Raw genomic sequence first — 15,621 nt, forward strand, 5'->3', positions numbered from 1 at the left:
GCTTCCCCGTGTGACCGAGTCTCTGCGCAACGACGCGCTCTCCGCTTCGGCAGATCCCGCCCTGCGCTCCTCGCGCGCCGCGGTGACGGCCGCATATGCGGCGCAGGGTCTGGGGTACGCCGTCATCGTGACCTCGCTGCCCGCGCTCAAGGCGCGGCAGGACGTGGAAGACGACGTCGTCACGATCATCGTGCTGGGCGTCGCACTGATGGCCGCACTCGGCTCGGTGATCGCCAACGCGATCGCGGTACGATTCGGCAGCCGCACGGCGCTCGCGCTCGGACTCCTGATCCAGGCGTCCGCGCTTCCGGTGATCGCGTTGCCGACGCCGTTCCCGGTGTTCGGCGCGGCCTTCGCGGTGTTCGGCGTCGGGCTCGGGTGCGTCGACGCCGCGGCTGCCATGCAGGGCGTCGCCGTCCAACGATCGTACGGTCGCCACCTGCTGGGCGGCTTCTTCGCGGCCGCGACGGCCGCAGCGATCGCCGGTGCGCTCCTGGTGTCGGGCGTGGCTCTCTCGGCGATCGGCGCAGGCGTCGCGCTGGTGTGCGCGGCGAGCATCGCCCTCGGAGTCGCGCTGACGGGTCTGCGGTTCTTCGCCCGCGAGGTGCCGATCGACGTCGCGCTCCCGCCCGCGGAGCGGACACGTCTCCCGCGCGCGGGCATCTGGGTGTTCGGCCTCGTGATCCTCGCCGTGTTCGTCGCCGATTCGTCGGTGAGCACCTGGAGCGCCGTCTACCTGCAGGACGACCTCGCCACTCCCCTCTGGATCGCACCGATCGGCTACGCCGCCTACCAGGCGGTCGTGCTGGTGACGCGCCTGGCGACCGATCGACTCATCCCCGTCGTCGGTCGCGCGCGTCTGGTCGCGATCGCGGCATCCGTCTCCGCCCTCGGCTGCTTCGTCGTCGCGTTGCTGCCGTTCCCCGCCGCGGCGATCATCGGATTCGCCGTGACCGGGGTGAGTGCCGGGGTGCTGATCCCCGTCACGTTCGGCGCGGCGGGCGAGCTCGCCCCGGCGCACAGCGACCAGGTCATCGCACGCGTCAACCTCTTCAACTACGCCGGCGCCATCGTGGGAGCCGTCGCCCTCGGGGTGCTCGCGGGCGGCCCCGGCCTCGGGCCGGCCTTCCTCCTTCCGGCGATCGCGCTCGCCGCGATCCTCTTCGCCGTGCCGAGATTCCGGATGCCGCGTCGGCCGGTCCCCGCCGTCGCCGATCCCACGCCCGGCGAGGGCAGTCGCTAATCTGACAACGTGACGCAGACGCCCTCGCCGGACGCCCGCGCGACGGCTGACGCCGCCCAGCGCGAGGAGGAGTCGCTGCGCGAGCGGTGGGAGCAGACCGAGCACAATCTGCGCGAGCGCTTCGACACCCCGATCTCACGGGCCACGCACCTGACCGAGGTGACGATGGCCTGGTTTCCGGTGCGGGTGTGGCGGAACTTCCTCGTCGAGAACGGGTTCCTGCTCTCGGCCGGAGTGAGCTACGTCGCGCTGTTCGCCTGCTTCGCCGCCGTGTACCTCGTGTTCGCCATCATCGGACTGTGGCTCGGCGGCAGCCCGGAGGCTGTCAACGGCATCATCGATCTCATCAACAGCTACATCCCCGGGCTGATCTCCCCCGAGAGCAGCTTCGCCACCCCCGAGCAGGTTCAGGAGATCGCGTCGACGAGCGCGGGGGTGCTGGGCTGGACCGGTGTGATCGCCCTCGGCGCCCTGATCTGGACGGCGATCGACTGGGTCACCTATACGCGTCGGGCGGTCCGCGAGCTGTTCGCGATCCCCCCGGACCGGCGCAGCTACTTCCTGCTCAAGGCCCGCGACCTCCTCGCCGCCCTCATCTTCGGCGCGGCGCTCATCCTCGGTGCCGCGCTCAGCTCGGTCGGCGACCTCACCGTCAACTGGGTGTTCTCGCTTCTCGGGTGGCAGAACGCCAGCGCCCTGATGGACGTGACGGTCCGGATCGGCTCCCTCTTCATCGGCTTCGTCGTCACGTCCACCGCTCTGGTGGGTCTCTTCCGGTTCCTGACAGGCACGAAGCTGCCGTGGCGCCGGATCTGGCCGGGTGCGATCATCGGCGGCATCGGCCTGTCGATCCTCCAGCTCGCGGCCGGACTGCTGCTGAGCTACACCCCGTCCAACCCGCTGCTGGCCGGATTCGCCTTCTTCATCGGGATGCTGCTGTGGTTCCGGCTCATGGGGATCGTGCTTCTGGTGGCGGCGTCATGGGTCGCGGTGGCCGCCCGCGACCGCAACCTCGCCCTGCTCCCGCAGACCGAGGCCGAGCGGCTCGCCGCCGAGCACGCCGCGCTCCTCCTGGCCGCGCAGGTGCGCCTGCGCACGGCGAAGGACGCGCGCGTGCAGGCGAAATGGTGGCGGGTCCCGTTCGCGGACCGGGCGGTCAAGGAGGCCGAGGAGGAGCTGCGTCAGGTGGAAGCGGCCACCCCGCCTGCTCCGCCGCCGCGGCGTACGCCGCTCGGCTCTGCGAGGAATGGCGCGGTCCCGGCGGGGAAGAACGGCGCGGTCCCGGCGGGGAAGAACGGCGCGGTCCCGGCGGCGAAGAACGGGGCGTCGGGCGCGTCTGCGGCGACCGGCGCCGCGCCGGCGGAGACACGACGCCGCCGGAAGCCTGCGAAGACGGCGGCGCCGGGGCATCCGGCACCGCCTGCGGGCCTCCACGAGGGCGGTTCGGACGACAGCGGCGGGGGCTCCTGAAACCCCTCGACTGCTGTCCTCCCCGCGGAGCGTGTCGGGGGCCGACGTTAGGCTGAAGGGCGTGCCACGCCGCGTCCGCATCGCTTCCGTCAACGTCAACGGCATCCGTGCTGCCACGCGGAAGGGCATGATCGAGTGGCTCGACGAGGCCGATGTCGACGTCATGGCGCTGCAGGAGGTGCGCGCCACCCTCGAGGAGCTCGGCAGCGCACTCCCGGGTTGGGAGCTCGTCAACGACGAGGCGCTCGCGAAGGGCCGCGCCGGGGTCGCCATCGCCACGCGGATGCCGGCGGTCGAGGTCCGCAGAGTCCTCGGTCCGGAGCCGCTCGACTCGGCGGGCCGGTGGATCGAGGCCGACCTCGACATCGACGGCGAGCGCCTCACGGTCGTGAGTGCGTACGTGCACACGGGCGAGGCAGACACGCCGCGCCAGGACGCCAAGTGGGCCTTCCTCGACGCGATGGAGAGGCGGATGCCCGAGATCGAGCTGTCTTCGCCGCTCGCTGTCGTCATGGGCGACCTCAACGTCGGGCATCGCGAGCTCGACATCCGCAACTGGAAGGGCAACGTCAAGAAAGCGGGCTTCCTCCCGCGCGAGCGCGCCTACTTCGACCGCTTCCTCGGAGCGGCCGGCGAAGAAGTCGCCTGCGTCGACGGAACGACCGGCACCGGGCTCGGCTGGGTCGACATCGGCCGCGCTGCGCACGGCGAGATCGACGGCCCGTACACGTGGTGGTCCATGCGCGGTCGCGCGTTCGACAACGACAGCGGGTGGCGGATCGACTACCACCTCGCCACCCCGGCCCTTGCCGAACGGGTGTCGAACTACCGCGTCGTGCGGGCCCCTTCCTGGGACACCCGCTGGAGCGACCACTCCCCCGTCGTCGCGGATTACGCCATCGGCGCGTGACGCCCAGGCATCCGCTCCCCCGGCATCGGGCGCGGGAGGGTGAGCTGTGGCGGGACCCTAGGATTGACGGGTGAGCAAACCGCGCCTGTACTCCGGAATGCAGCCCTCCGCCGACTCCCTCCAGATCGGCAACTACATCGGGGCGCTGCTGCAGTGGCGTGATCTGCAGGAGTCGTACAACGCGTTCTTCTCGGTGGTCGACCTCCACGCGCTCACCCAGCCGAACGACCCCGCCGAGCTTCGCGAGAAGACCCGCCGCACCGCGGCTCAGTACATCGCGGCGGGGATCGAGCCGTCGAAGTCGACGCTGTATGTGCAGTCGCACGTCCGCGCGCACGCGGAGCTGGCGTGGATCCTGTCGACCATCACCGGCTTCGGTGAGGCCGGGCGCATGACCCAGTTCAAGGACAAGTCGCAGCGCTACGGGTCGGAGGCGACCTCTGTCGGCCTCTTCACCTACCCGGTGCTCATGGCCGCCGACATCCTGCTCTACCAAACCGACGTCGTGCCGGTCGGCGACGACCAGAAGCAGCACGTCGAACTGACCCGTGACCTGGCCGAGCGGTTCAACAGCCGCTACGGCACGACGTTCACGGTGCCGACGCCGGTGATCCAGAAGGAGACGGCGCGCATCTTCGATCTGCAGAATCCGACGGCCAAGATGTCGAAGTCGGCCGAATCGGATGCCGGTGTGCTGTGGCTGCTCGACGAGCCATCGGTGAGCGCGAAGAAGATCATGCGCGCCGTGACCGACAGCGAGGGCTCGGTCCGCTACGACCGCGAGGACAAGCCCGGCGTCTCGAACCTGCTGGTCATCTATGCCGCGTTGACCGGCCGGCAGATCGCGGCGATCGAGGACGAGTACGCGGGACGCGGCTACGGCGACTTCAAGAAGGGGCTCGCCGAGGTGGTCGTGGAGGAGTTCGGTCCCGTTCGCCAGCGCGCGCTCGACCTGCTCGCCGACCCGGCGGAGCTCGACCGGGTCCTCGCCGCGAACGCCGCGAAGGCCGATGCCGTGGCCGACGCGACGCTCGCCGACGTGTACGACAAGGTCGGCCTGCTCCGCCGGGCCTGAGCCGGACGCGATCCCGGCGCCGCCGGGCCTGAGCCGGACGCGATCCCGGCGCTGCCGTCCAGGCCCCGGTTGTGGGACTGTACCCTCCGCTGAGGCGGGTGCGCGTGCACAACTCCTTCTCACCGCGCCAGCGAGAGGGCTCCGGTTCGCCGCACGCGTGCTGAAGGGGAGTTCTGCACGCGTCGGATGACCCCGCGTGCCGAGATCGCTCCCCGCAGCGCCAGCAAGACGTCATCCGGACGGAACAGGATGTCTTCCGCGGTGATCCGCAAGATCACCAGACCCTGTCGTGCCGCGGCGAGATTGCGCGTGTAGTCCGCCCGCTGGGTGACCCAATCGGAGTGGAACTCCCTGCTGTCGCATTCGATGACGAGCCAGCCGTCGACGAGGAAGTCGACCCGCCCGACTCCCGGGATCTGCGCCTGCGGCGTGAACCGGCACCCGAGCCGTCGGAGCATGAGCCGGACGAGCGACTCGGGGCCGGACTCGCATCGCCGATCGAGAAGCGGGCGGAGTGCCCGGTATCGACCAGGCAGAAGCTCGAAGACGTCGTCCAGGTCGTCTTCGCCGATGAGACCGCGATGCCACGCACTGTCGAGCGTCGCGATGGCAGCGGGCACCGACTGACAACGACACGCCTGCGCGAGAGCCTCGATGAGGATCGCGCGCGCCGTCTCGGACGGCCGACGCCAGTGGCGCACCGATCCGGCCGGCGGCGGGCAGAGCCTGCTCGACCCGGCCGGGACCACGAAGTGGAGATCGTCATGCGCGTGGACGAAGACTCCGAGTCCTCGAAGCAGGGTGAGGCAATCGAGCCGGCCGCCAGCCCTTGCCGCCTCGACGGCCTTGGGGTCTGCGGGTGCGGCCAGATACCTGCCCTTCCGCACGCGAAGCAGTCGACCGTCGGCGAGGGCGCGGCCGATCTGCCTTCTGCTCAGACCCCTGCGGCGAAGCTCGGCGTAAGTGAGCAGCGGGGGCACCAAGTCTGCGAGTGTCATGCTGCCACCGTGGCGAAGCCCCGGAGCCCGACGGCGCGCGGCCGCTGCCACCTGGGAGAAACTGCCGGGGGCGGCGGCTGAGGAGGAACCGGTGCACAACTCCTCCTCGAGTGACCGCGCGCGTTCGTCGAGGGCCGCAGCCACCCTTCCGGCAGGACTTGTGCACACCCCGTCCGCGGGCGCGCGCCGCCGACGGACGCCCGCCCGGCGATAGCCTGGGCCGATGGAACCGGTGACCCTGCGCAGTGCGCGGCTGGAGCTCTCCCTCCCCCGCGAAGAGGACGTCGACGCGATCTTCGCCGCGTGCCAGGACCCCGGCATCCAGCGCTACACGCCCGTCCCGTACCCCTACGAGCGCACGCACGCCGAGGCCTTCGTCGCGCAGGTACCCAAGGACTGGGAGGCAGGGCGCCACCTGACGTGGGGCATCCGCGAGGACGACGAGCTCATCGGCACGATCGGCCTGTACCGCCTGGAGGGCGACGGCAATGGTGAGATCGGCTTCTGGATGGCGCCGGACTCTCGTGGCGGTGGTCGGCTGCGCGAAGCGGCCGACACCGTGATCGACTGGGCTTTCTCGGCCGAGGGCGCGAGCCTCACCCGCATCGAGTGGCGAGCCGTCGTCGGCAACGTCGCGTCGGCACGTGTCGCGAGTGCGCTGGGGTTCCGCTACGAGGGGCTCCTTCGCCAGGCGCTGGCGAACGCGAAGCATCGCGACGACGGCTGGATCGCGGGACTCGTGAAGGGCGATGAGCGGATGCCGCAGCCCTGGCCGGTCCTCGAGAACTGATCCCGCGTCGCCACCGCGTGGCAGGATGGCCCCATGCCGGAGATGCCTGAGGTGCAAGGGCTGGTCGAGTTCCTCGGCGGACGCGTGACAGGCCTCGAGGTGACGCGTGTGTCGGTCGCCAACATCGCCGCCCTCAAGACGTACGACCCTCCCGTCGACGCTCTCAAGGGTGCCCGCATCACCGCCGTCGCGCGTCACGGCAAGTTCGTCGACATGGCGACGTCTGGACCATCCGGCGAGCCGCACCTGGTGTTCCATCTCGCCAAGGCGGGATGGCTGCGTTTCTACGACGAGCTGCCGACGACTCTCATCCGCCCCGGGAAGACGCCGATCGCGCTGCGCGTCGCGCTGTCGGACGGCTCGGGCTTCGACCTCACCGAGGCCGGCACGAAGAAGTCGCTCGCCGTCTACGTCGTGCGAGAGCCGGCCGACGTGCCCGGCATCGCACGTCTGGGTCCCGATCCGCTCGATCCGGCCTTCACGCGGGAGACGCTCGCCGGCCTGCTCGAAGGCCGTCGCACGCAGATCAAGGGCGTCCTGCGGGATCAGGCCACGATCGCGGGCGTGGGCAACGCGTACTCCGACGAGATCCTCCACGCGGCCAAGATGTCGCCGTACGCCCTGGCCTCGAGCCTCGACGACGCCGACGTCGATCGCCTTTTCGCGGCGATGACCGACACCCTCACCGAGGCGGTGGCCGAGGCATCCGGAAAGCCGCCCGCCGAACTCAAGGATGCGAAGCGACGCGGCATGAAGGTCCACGGCCGCCGGGGCGAGAAGTGCCCGGTGTGCGGCGACGAGGTGCGCAGCGTGTTCTTCGCCGACAACTCCCTCGAGTACTGCCCGACGTGCCAGACGGGCGGCAAGATCCTGGCCGACCGGCGGCTGTCGCGGTTGCTGAAGTAGGGCCCCGCCACCGGGGGCGTTTCGTCTCACCTCCGGCTCGCTCGACGACCGCGAGCGCGCCCCGCCACCGGCGGTGGCTAATGCCCCGTCGTGCCCATGAGCGTCCGCGCGTCGTCGTCCACCCAATCGAGCGACTTCGAGACAGCCTTCTTCCAGAGCCGGTACCGGCGCTCGCGCTCCTCTTCGGGCATGCGCGGCTCGAACCGGACGTCCTCCTGCCAGTGGGCGCGCAGGGCGTCGCGTCCCGTCCAGACACCGGTCGCCAGTCCGGCCGCATAGGCCGCTCCCAGAGCGGTCGTCTCGACGACCTTCGGGCGGACGACCGGGATGCCGAGGATGTCCGCCTGGAACTGCATGAGGGCGTCGTTGCGGGTCATGCCGCCGTCGACCCGCAGCTCAGCGAGGTCGCGTCCGGTGTCGGCCGTGACGGCCTCGATGACGTCGCGTGTCTGGAACGCCGTCGATTCGAGGGCGGCGCGGGCGATGTGCGCCTTGTTGACGTAGCGCGTCATGCCGACGAGCGCGCCACGGGCGTCGGGCCGCCAGTACGGCGCATACAGGCCCGAGAACGCGGGCACGAAGTACGCCCCGCCGTTGTCGTCGACGGTGGCGGCGAGGGTCTCGACGTCCTCCGAGCGCTGGATGATGCCGAGGTTGTCGCGCAGCCACTGCACCAGGGAGCCCGTCACGGCGATCGATCCCTCGAGGGCGTAGCGGGCCGGCTCACCTTCGCACCGGTATGCGACGGTCGTGATGAGTCCGCTGTCGGACCGCACGATCTCGGTGCCGGTGTTCACCAGCAGGAAGTTGCCGGTTCCGTAGGTGTTCTTCGACTCCCCCGCGTCGAAGGCGGCCTGGCCGAACGTGGCGGCCTGCTGGTCGCCGAGGATGCCCGCGATCGGCGTGCCGTGCAGGACGTCCGGCAGCGCCGTGGTGCCGACGACTTCGGACGACGACCGGATCTCGGGCATCATCGACCGCGGGATCCCCCACACCGCGAGCAGCTCGTCGGACCAGTCGAGGGTGCGCAGATCCATGAGGAGCGTGCGCGACGCGTTGGTGACGTCGGTGACGTGGATGCCTCCGCGTGCGCCGCCGGTGAGGTTCCAGATCACCCAGGTGTCGGGTGTTCCGAACACCAGGTGACCTGCCTCGGCGGCATCCCTCGCCCCCGCCACGTTCTCGAGGATCCAGGCGACCTTCGAGGCGGAGAAGTAGGTCGCGAGGGGCAAGCCGGTCGATTCGGCGAATCGGTTCACCCCGCCGTCCCGGGCGAGCTCGTCGATGCGAGGCTGAGTGCGGGTGTCCTGCCACACGATCGCATTGTGGACGGGGCGTCCGGTGCGGCGATCCCACACGATCGCGGTCTCTCGCTGGTTCGTGACGCCGACGGCGGCGATCTCGGATGCCCCGACCCCCGCCCGCGAGAGGCACGACGCGATCACCCACTCGGTGTTGGTCCAGATCTCGACCGGATCATGCTCGACCCATCCCGCCTTGGGGAAGACCTGCTCGTGCTCGCGCTGCGAGACGGACACGACCGCCCCGCCGGAGTCGAAGACGATCGCCCGCGTCGACGTGGTGCCCTGATCGATCGCCAGAACGTGATCGGCCAACGCCGTCTCCTTCCTCGCGGGCTTCGCCGCCCGCACGGGTGCTCCGGGGCGCCGGCGCGCCCGGTGGGGGTCAGGTTATCGCGAGGAAGCGGATGCCTCGGCCCACGTCGGGTCGGCGGCATGGACCTGTTCGAGCCCGCGCCGCGCCTCGGCGGCGACCCGTCGGGCGTCCCAGCCGAGCACGGGTGCGACGGCTTCGGCGATCTCGCGCACCGCGGCGTCGGTCGCTTCACCCACGAATCCGATGCTGGTGCGGCGGAGTAGCAGGTCGTCGAGATGCACCACGTCCTCGCCCGCCGCGAGGTGGCGGAGCTCAGCCGTGCTGTAGGCGGGAGCGTGCGTCAGCGCGGCGTCGTCCGCGTCGTCGACGATGGCCTCGATCACCGCCGCGGCGACGGTTCCGTAGCGGTCGAGGAGCGTCGCCACGCGTGCGTGCGGCAGCCCGTCCGCGTGCCGGCTGATCCACTGCTGGCGGGCGCGCTCGGTCGTCGGGTATCCGTTCCCGCCGCCGATGGGGACGTTCTTCGTCGACCGGTGACGCGGCCGCGCGAGCAGGTCGAGCACGCGGTCGGCGAGGTGCTCCGCCGACGCCCGGAACGTGGTCCACTTGCCGCCGACGAGACTGAGGACCGTGGCATCCCCACCCTCGAGCGGTGCGGACTCGACGCGATAGTCGCGCGACACGAAGCCCGGTGCGAGGTCGCCATGCCCGGGCAGGGGCCGCACGCCCGAGAAGCGATAGACGATCTGCGAGCGGTCGACGCTGATGCGGGGCAGCACCTGGCCGATGAGGTCGATGAAGTAGTCCACCTCGGCCTCGGTGCACACGATGGGGTCGCCCATGTCGTGCTCGAGGTCGGTGGTGCCGACGAGCACGCGCCCCTTGAGCGGGTAGATGAGCACGATGCGGCCGTCGGCGTTCTCGAAGAAGAGCTCACGCCCGCCGGTGGCTGCGAACAGCTCCGGGTTGTCGAGCACGATGTGCGAGCCCTTGGTCCCGCCCATGTAGCGGGTGGGGTCGCCGAGGGCCGAGTTGGTGAGGTCGGTCCACGGGCCCGAGGCGTTCACGACGACGGATGCCGCGAACGGCACCTCTTCGCCGGTCACGGTGTCGCGCAGCACGACACGGCCGTCCTGCGCCCCGACGGCCGCGGTGTAGTTCGCCGCCCGGGCGCGGTCGCCTCCCGCGGCGCGGCCGTCACGGAGCACGTCGATTGCGAGCCGCTCGGGATCGTGCAGCGACGCATCCCAGTAGGTGGCCGTGTACTTGACGTCGGGGTTGAGTGCGGGCAGTTCCGTCAGCGAGCGCTTGCGGCCGCGGAACGTGTGGCGGGGAACCCGGCCACCGCCGCGCGAGAACGAGTCGTAGATGACGAGGCCGATCTTGATGAGCGCGGCGCCGCGCTCGCGGTGCTTGCCGCCGCCGTGGCGCAGGAATCGCAGCGGTGCGCTCAGGACGCCCGAGAACGTCGAGAAGATCGGGATGGTGGTCTGGAGCGGCCGCACGTAGTGCGGCGCGATGCGCAGGAGCGCGTTGCGCTCGGTGACCGCTTCGTGGACGAGCCGGAACTCGCCGTTCTCGAGGTACCGGATGCCGCCGTGGATCATGTGGGAGGATGCCGCGGAGGCGCCGCTCACGAAATCCGACTGGTCGACCAGCGCGACATCCACTCCCTGCATCGCGAGGTCGCGGAAGGTCGCGAGGCCGTTGATGCCGCCGCCGATGACCAGGACGTCGGCGTACGGCCGATCCTTCAGTGCGCTGAATGCTCGTGTGGTGCCCGCGGCCATGATTCCCCGTTCGTGCTCTCGATGCCCGTGACACCATGATGGCACCGCTGGACGTCCTTGCAGGCCGTATGCACATATGTGCAAGACTGGGAGGATGGACGATCTCTCCGGCGATCGCGCCGTGCAGCGCGCGCTCACAGCCGCGCACCTCTACTACGTGCAGGACCGCACGATGGAGGCCATCGCCCGCGAGCTCGGCACCTCCCGCTCGACGGTGTCCCGGCTCCTCACGCACGCTCGCGCCACCGGCATCGTCGACATCCGCATCCGCTCTCCGTTCGAGGCTCCGCAGCTCCTCGAAGAGCGGCTCGCCGAGCATTTCGGGGTCACCGCGCACGTCGTCCCGGTGCCCGACGACGCGACCGACGTCGAGCGGCTCGAGCGCGTGGCGGTGGCCGCCGCGCATCTCCTCCACGAACTGGTCCAGCCCGACATGACCGTGGGCGTCGCGTGGGGATCGACGACGGCGGCCGTCAGCCGTCGACTGCTCCCCAAGCCGGTTCACGGCACGGCGTTCGTCCAGCTGAACGGATCGGGCAACACCTACACGACCGGGCTCCTCTATGCGAGCGAGATCCTGAGCCGCTTCGCCGCCGCCTACGGCGGCAGCGCCCAGCAGTTCCCGGTCCCGGCATTCTTCGACGATCCCCGCACGAAACATGCGATGTGGCGGGAGCGGAGCACACGCCGCATCCTCGCGATGCAGGGCGCGATGGATCTCGTCGTCTTCAGCACCGGCTCCGCAGACTCCCGCGTGCCCAGTCACGTGTACTCTGGCGGTTACCTCGAGGCCAAGGAGCTCGCCGCGCTCGATGCCGAGGGCGTGGTGGGAGACGTCGCGACGGTCTTCTTCCGTGCCGACGGGTCGAGCGACCGCATCGCGCTGAACGAGCGGGCCACCGGTCCGCACTTCGACGTGCTGCGGCGCGTCCCCCGGCGACTGTGCATCGTGTCCGGCGTATCCAAGGTCGCCAGCCTGCGCGGGGCACTGGCGGCGGGACTGGCCACCGACCTCGTCGTCGACGAGGCGGTCGCCAGAGCGCTCACCGACTGACGCCGATCTTCATTCGTCGACATGGAATGATCTCGCGTCCGGGGCGTTGACTACACTCGAGAGCATCAACGTGCTCCGGGGTCGGTGAGAATCCGAACCGGCGGTGACAGTCCGCGAGCCAAGGCATCAGCATCCGATCGGATGCCGCCGCGGCCGATCCGGTGGAATTCCGGAACCGACGGTGATGCGACGTTCCACGTCGCTAGTCCGGATGGGAGGCAGCACGGGCGACGCCATACGCGTCGTCGGCTTCCCGTGCCCCGGAACACCGCGAGGTGAAGACAGGGGAACACACGGATGACGGCCACCACGGCAGAGCACGACGCGATGCGTCGCGCCCTGGCACTGGCGCTGAAAGGCCCGCGCGGGGTGAACCCGCAGGTCGGGGCCGTGCTCATCTCACCGGCCGGCGAGATCGTCGCCGAGGGCTGGCACCGTGGCGCGGGCACGCCGCACGCCGAAGTCGCGGCCCTGGCGCAGCTCGCGCCCGGCGACGCGCGCGGAACGACCGCGGTCGTGACGCTCGAGCCGTGCAACCACACCGGCCGCACCGGTCCGTGCTCCGAGGCTCTCATCGCCGCCGGCGTCGCCCGGGTGGTCTTCGCGATCCCCGACCCCAACCCCGGCTCGAGCGGCGGTGGGGACCGCCTGCGTCAGGCGGGCGTGGAGGTCGAGTCCGGCGTCCTCGCCGACGAGGCGCACGCGCTCCTCGATTCCTGGCTCACCGTGCAGCGGCTCGGCCGCCCGCACGTCACCGTCAAGTGGGCGCAGAGCCTCGATGGCCGCGCCGCCGCCGCCGATGGCACCAGCCAGTGGATCACCGGCCCGTCGGCCCGCGCAGACGTCCACCGCCGGCGCGCGAGCGCAGACGCGATCGTGGTGGGCACCGGCACACTGCTCGCCGATGACCCCGCCCTCACGGCTCGCGCCGAGGACGGCGTCCTCTACCCCCAGCAGCCGATGCCCGTGGTGCTCGGGCAGCGGGACGTTCCTGCCGACGCCGCTGTGCGGAGGCATCCGCTCCCCCTCGTCCAGTACCCGGGCGACCTCACCGCCGCGCTCGACGATCTGCGTGACCGCGGCGTGCATCGTGTCTTCGTCGAGGGCGGACCCGCCGTCGCGGCGTCCTTCATTCGTGAGGGACTCGCCGACGAGTACCTCGTCTACGTCGCGCCCGTGCTGCTCGGTGGCGATCGTCTCGCGCTGCGCGATGTCGGCGTCACGACCATCGACGAGGCTCTCCGCCTGTCGACCACGCGCGTGGAGCGCCTCGGCGACGACCTGCTGATCGTCGCCTCCCCCGCCACCGAAGGAGTCAGCTGATGTTCACCGGAATCGTCGAAGAGATCGGCGAGGTCACGGCCGTCGAGCCCTCGGGCGACGGCGTGCGCCTCACCGTCCGGGCACCCAAGGCGGTATCGGATGCCTCGCACGGCGACTCGATCTCGGTGAACGGCGTGTGCCTCACGGTCGTCGACCAGGGCGACGAGTGGTTCACCGCCGATGTCATGCGACAGACCCTCGACATGTCCACGCTGCGGGGCGTCGAGGCCGGACGCGTCGTCAACCTCGAGCGCGCCACCGCGGTGCACGGCCGCCTCGGCGGGCACATCGTCCAGGGCCACATCGACGGCACGGGCGAGGTGCTCGAGGTGCGCCCCGGCGCCGAATGGCGGGTGCTGCGCGTCGGCCTGCCTGCCGAGCTCGCGCCGCTGGTCGTCGACAAGGGCTCCATCGCCGTGGACGGCGTCTCGCTGACCGTGAGCGCCGCGAGCCCGGCCCGCCCTTCGGACGGCGTCCACTGGTTCGAGGTCTCGCTGATCCCCGAGACCCTCGCCGCCACGACCCTCGGGGACCGCGTCGCCGGCGACCGCGTCAACCTCGAGACCGATATCCTCGCCCGCCATGTCCAGCGGCTGTTGGCCTTCGCGCCGGCCGCGACCCCCGAACTCCCCGCGGCTGCGGCCGCATCGACGGAAGGAGGCTCCGAATGAGCCTTGCCACCATCCCCGAGGCCCTGGACGCGATCCGCGCCGGCCGGCCCGTGATCGTCGCCGACGATGAGAACCGTGAGAACGAGGGCGATGTCGTGCTCTCGGCTCAGCTCGCGACCCCGGAGTGGCTCGCGTGGACGGTCCGCTGGTCGAGCGGCTTCATCTGCGCGCCCATGCCCGCGGACTGGGCAGACCGCCTCGATCTGCCGCCCATGGTCGAGAACAACCAGGACGCCCGCGCCACCGCCTACACGGTGAGCGTCGACGCGGCTGACCGCGAGTCCACCGGCATCAGCGCCTCCGACCGCTCGCACACGCTCAATGTGCTCGCCAACCCCGACTCCGTCCCGACGAGCCTCATCCGTCCCGGCCACATCCTCCCCCTCCGAGCGGTGGACGGCGGCGTCCGCGAGCGCGGCGGTCACACCGAGGCCGCTGTCGAGCTGATGCGGCTCGCGGGCGTTCAGCCCGTCGGCGCGATCGCCGAGGTCGTGGCCGAGGACGGGTCGATGATGCGTCTGCCCGGTCTCATCGAACTGGGCGAGCGCGACAACGTCCCGGTCATCACGATCGAGCAGCTCATCGCCTACCTCGACGAGCACGAGCCTGTCGACGCGGAGCAGCACACGCACAAGCGCCGCGTGAGCCTTCGTGCCGAGGCGCTCGTCCCGACCGCGCACGGCGAGTTCCGCTTCCTCGCGTACAAGGACCGCGTCACCGGCACCGACCATCTCGCGGTGATCTCGGGCGAGATCGGCGACGCTCCGCTCGTCCGGGTGCACTCCGAGTGCCTGACGGGTGAGGCCTTCGACTCGCTCAAGTGCGAGTGCGGCCCGCAGCTCGATGCCGCCCTCGACGCGATCGAGCAGGACGGCGGCGTGGTCATCTACATGCGCGGCCACGAGGGCCGGGGCATCGGGCTCATCAACAAGCTGCGCGCGTACTCCCTTCAGGAGCGCGGCCTCGACACGGTCGACGCGAACCTCGCGCTGGGCCTTCCCGCCGACGCGCGGGACTACGCCGCCGCGGCGGGCATCCTCGCCGACCTCGGCGTCGACAAGGTGCGCCTCCTGACGAACAACTCCGACAAGGTCAAGCAGCTGCGCGAGTTCGGTCTCGACATCGTCGAGCAGGTGCCGCTCCTCGTCGGCGTGGGCCCGAACAACCACCAGTACCTGGCCACCAAGCGCGACCGCATGGGTCACATCATCGACGAGGACGACCTCGCCGATGCCCTCGCCCAGATGCACGAAGGAGCCGAGCGTTGAGCGGCAAGGGCGCACCCCGGCAGGTGGCGTCGGTCGACGGGACCGGCCTCGAGGTCGTGGTCATCGCGGGCACCTGGCATGACGAGATCTCGGACGGACTCATCGCGGGAGCCCAGCGCACCCTCGACGCGGCAGGTGCTTCCTGGCGCCTCGTGCGCGTGCCGGGCTCGTTCGAGCTTCCCGTGGCGGCGAAAGCGGCTCTCGAGTCCGGCGCGGACGCGGTCGTCGCCCTGGGCGTGATCATCCGCGGTGGAACGCCCCACTTCGAGTTCGTCTCGTCGGCGGCGACCGACGGCCTCACCCGCGTCGCACTCGACACCGGCAAGCCGGTCGGATTCGGAGTCCTGACACTGGATGACGAGGCCCAGGGCATCGCCCGTGCCGGTCTTCCCGGCTCAGAGGAGGACAAGGGCGCCGAGGCGGCGGACGCCGCCATCCGCACGGCGCTCGTGCTGCGCGACCTGCGCGGCGTGTGAGGCCGTCCTTGCTGGCGCGAGAGCGCCGGC

The 15,621-nt window shown here is 70.8% G+C and carries 14 protein-coding genes; 11 read left to right on the top strand and 3 right to left on the bottom strand.

What is annotated here, in order from left to right; all coding sequences use genetic code 11:
- The first annotated feature begins 10 nt into the window (after positions 1-10).
- The 4 genes from HF323_RS06340 to trpS all read left to right on the top strand — a co-directional run bounded on the left by HF323_RS06340 (position 11) and on the right by trpS (position 4,698).
- The gene (locus HF323_RS06340) at positions 11-1,243 is read left to right on the top strand and encodes an MFS transporter (RefSeq protein WP_169581732.1); all 1,233 of its coding nucleotides are present in this window, start codon (positions 11-13) and stop codon (positions 1,241-1,243) included.
- 9 nt (positions 1,244-1,252) lie between these two features.
- Entirely contained in the window at positions 1,253-2,713 is a 1,461-nt protein-coding gene (locus tag HF323_RS06345) for a YihY/virulence factor BrkB family protein (RefSeq protein WP_188241657.1), read from the top strand.
- A gap of 61 nt (positions 2,714-2,774) precedes the next feature.
- Positions 2,775-3,623 carry an exodeoxyribonuclease III gene (locus HF323_RS06350; RefSeq protein ID WP_169581733.1) on the top strand — a complete coding sequence of 283 codons (849 nt, stop codon included), beginning with the start codon at positions 2,775-2,777 and terminating at the stop codon, positions 3,621-3,623.
- A 70-nt stretch (positions 3,624-3,693) separates the two neighbouring features.
- Positions 3,694-4,698 carry a tryptophan--tRNA ligase gene (gene trpS / locus HF323_RS06355; protein WP_169581734.1) on the top strand — a complete coding sequence of 335 codons (1,005 nt, stop codon included), beginning with the start codon at positions 3,694-3,696 and terminating at the stop codon, positions 4,696-4,698.
- Between the two features lie 119 nt (positions 4,699-4,817).
- Here the strand turns inward: trpS and HF323_RS06360 are convergent, their stop codons facing one another.
- Complete coding sequence (locus HF323_RS06360) at positions 4,818-5,696, bottom strand: type IV toxin-antitoxin system AbiEi family antitoxin domain-containing protein (protein WP_169581735.1); 879 nt, start codon at positions 5,694-5,696, stop codon at positions 4,818-4,820.
- A 223-nt stretch (positions 5,697-5,919) separates the two neighbouring features.
- On the opposite strand from HF323_RS06360, the gene HF323_RS06365 reads away from it, so the two are divergent.
- Together HF323_RS06365 and HF323_RS06370 are read left to right on the top strand one after the other, a co-directional pair.
- The gene (locus HF323_RS06365; protein WP_169581736.1) at positions 5,920-6,486 is read left to right on the top strand and encodes a GNAT family N-acetyltransferase; all 567 of its coding nucleotides are present in this window, start codon (positions 5,920-5,922) and stop codon (positions 6,484-6,486) included.
- Between the two features lie 33 nt (positions 6,487-6,519).
- Positions 6,520-7,392, top strand: coding sequence for an Fpg/Nei family DNA glycosylase (locus HF323_RS06370; protein WP_169581737.1), 873 nt, complete (start codon positions 6,520-6,522; stop codon positions 7,390-7,392).
- A 77-nt stretch (positions 7,393-7,469) separates the two neighbouring features.
- Here the strand turns inward: HF323_RS06370 and glpK are convergent, their stop codons facing one another.
- Positions 7,470-9,008, bottom strand: a complete 1,539-nt coding sequence (gene glpK, locus HF323_RS06375) for a glycerol kinase GlpK (RefSeq protein WP_169581738.1) — start codon at positions 9,006-9,008, stop codon at positions 7,470-7,472.
- Positions 9,009-9,083: 75 nt separating this feature from the next.
- Positions 9,084-10,799: a glycerol-3-phosphate dehydrogenase/oxidase gene (locus HF323_RS06380; RefSeq protein WP_169581739.1), complete on the bottom strand. Its 1,716-nt coding sequence runs from the start codon at positions 10,797-10,799 to the stop codon at positions 9,084-9,086.
- Between the two features lie 94 nt (positions 10,800-10,893).
- Here HF323_RS06380 and HF323_RS06385 point away from each other — a divergent pair, with 94 nt between their 5' ends.
- The 5 genes from HF323_RS06385 (at position 10,894) to ribH (ending at position 15,591) form a co-directional block, all read left to right on the top strand.
- On the top strand, positions 10,894-11,853 hold the full coding sequence (locus HF323_RS06385; protein WP_169581740.1) for a sugar-binding domain-containing protein: 960 nt from the start codon (positions 10,894-10,896) through the stop codon (positions 11,851-11,853).
- Positions 11,854-12,150: 297 nt separating this feature from the next.
- Complete coding sequence (gene ribD / locus HF323_RS06390; protein ID WP_169581741.1) at positions 12,151-13,176, top strand: bifunctional diaminohydroxyphosphoribosylaminopyrimidine deaminase/5-amino-6-(5-phosphoribosylamino)uracil reductase RibD; 1,026 nt, start codon at positions 12,151-12,153, stop codon at positions 13,174-13,176.
- A complete protein-coding gene (locus tag HF323_RS06395) occupies positions 13,176-13,847 on the top strand; it encodes a riboflavin synthase (protein WP_169581742.1) in 672 nt (223 codons plus the stop codon). Before ribD ends, HF323_RS06395 begins: the two co-directional genes overlap by 1 nt.
- On the top strand, positions 13,844-15,115 hold the full coding sequence (gene ribA / locus HF323_RS06400; protein ID WP_169581743.1) for a GTP cyclohydrolase II: 1,272 nt from the start codon (positions 13,844-13,846) through the stop codon (positions 15,113-15,115). Before HF323_RS06395 ends, ribA begins: the two co-directional genes overlap by 4 nt.
- Positions 15,112-15,591, top strand: coding sequence for a 6,7-dimethyl-8-ribityllumazine synthase (gene ribH, locus HF323_RS06405; protein WP_169581744.1), 480 nt, complete (start codon positions 15,112-15,114; stop codon positions 15,589-15,591). Before ribA ends, ribH begins: the two co-directional genes overlap by 4 nt.
- The last annotated feature ends 30 nt before the right edge of the window (positions 15,592-15,621 follow it).

This window comes from Microbacterium sp. MF43, assembly GCF_012847295.1.
Taxonomy (GTDB): domain Bacteria; phylum Actinomycetota; class Actinomycetes; order Actinomycetales; family Microbacteriaceae; genus Microbacterium.

What these genes read in the sequence shown, in the direction of transcription:
- HF323_RS06360 (WP_169581735.1), bottom strand. Translation starts at nt 5,696, where the DNA reads ATGACACTCGCAGACTTGGTGCCCCCGCTGCTCACTTACGCCGAGCTT.
- HF323_RS06365 (WP_169581736.1), top strand. Translation starts at nt 5,920, where the DNA reads ATGGAACCGGTGACCCTGCGCAGTGCGCGGCTGGAGCTCTCCCTCCCC.
- HF323_RS06370 (WP_169581737.1), top strand. Translation starts at nt 6,520, where the DNA reads ATGCCGGAGATGCCTGAGGTGCAAGGGCTGGTCGAGTTCCTCGGCGGA.
- HF323_RS06380 (WP_169581739.1), bottom strand. Translation starts at nt 10,799, where the DNA reads ATGGCCGCGGGCACCACACGAGCATTCAGCGCACTGAAGGATCGGCCG.
- HF323_RS06385 (WP_169581740.1), top strand. Translation starts at nt 10,894, where the DNA reads ATGGACGATCTCTCCGGCGATCGCGCCGTGCAGCGCGCGCTCACAGCC.
- ribD (WP_169581741.1), top strand. Translation starts at nt 12,151, where the DNA reads ATGACGGCCACCACGGCAGAGCACGACGCGATGCGTCGCGCCCTGGCA.
- HF323_RS06395 (WP_169581742.1), top strand. Translation starts at nt 13,176, where the DNA reads ATGTTCACCGGAATCGTCGAAGAGATCGGCGAGGTCACGGCCGTCGAG.
- ribA (WP_169581743.1), top strand. Translation starts at nt 13,844, where the DNA reads ATGAGCCTTGCCACCATCCCCGAGGCCCTGGACGCGATCCGCGCCGGC.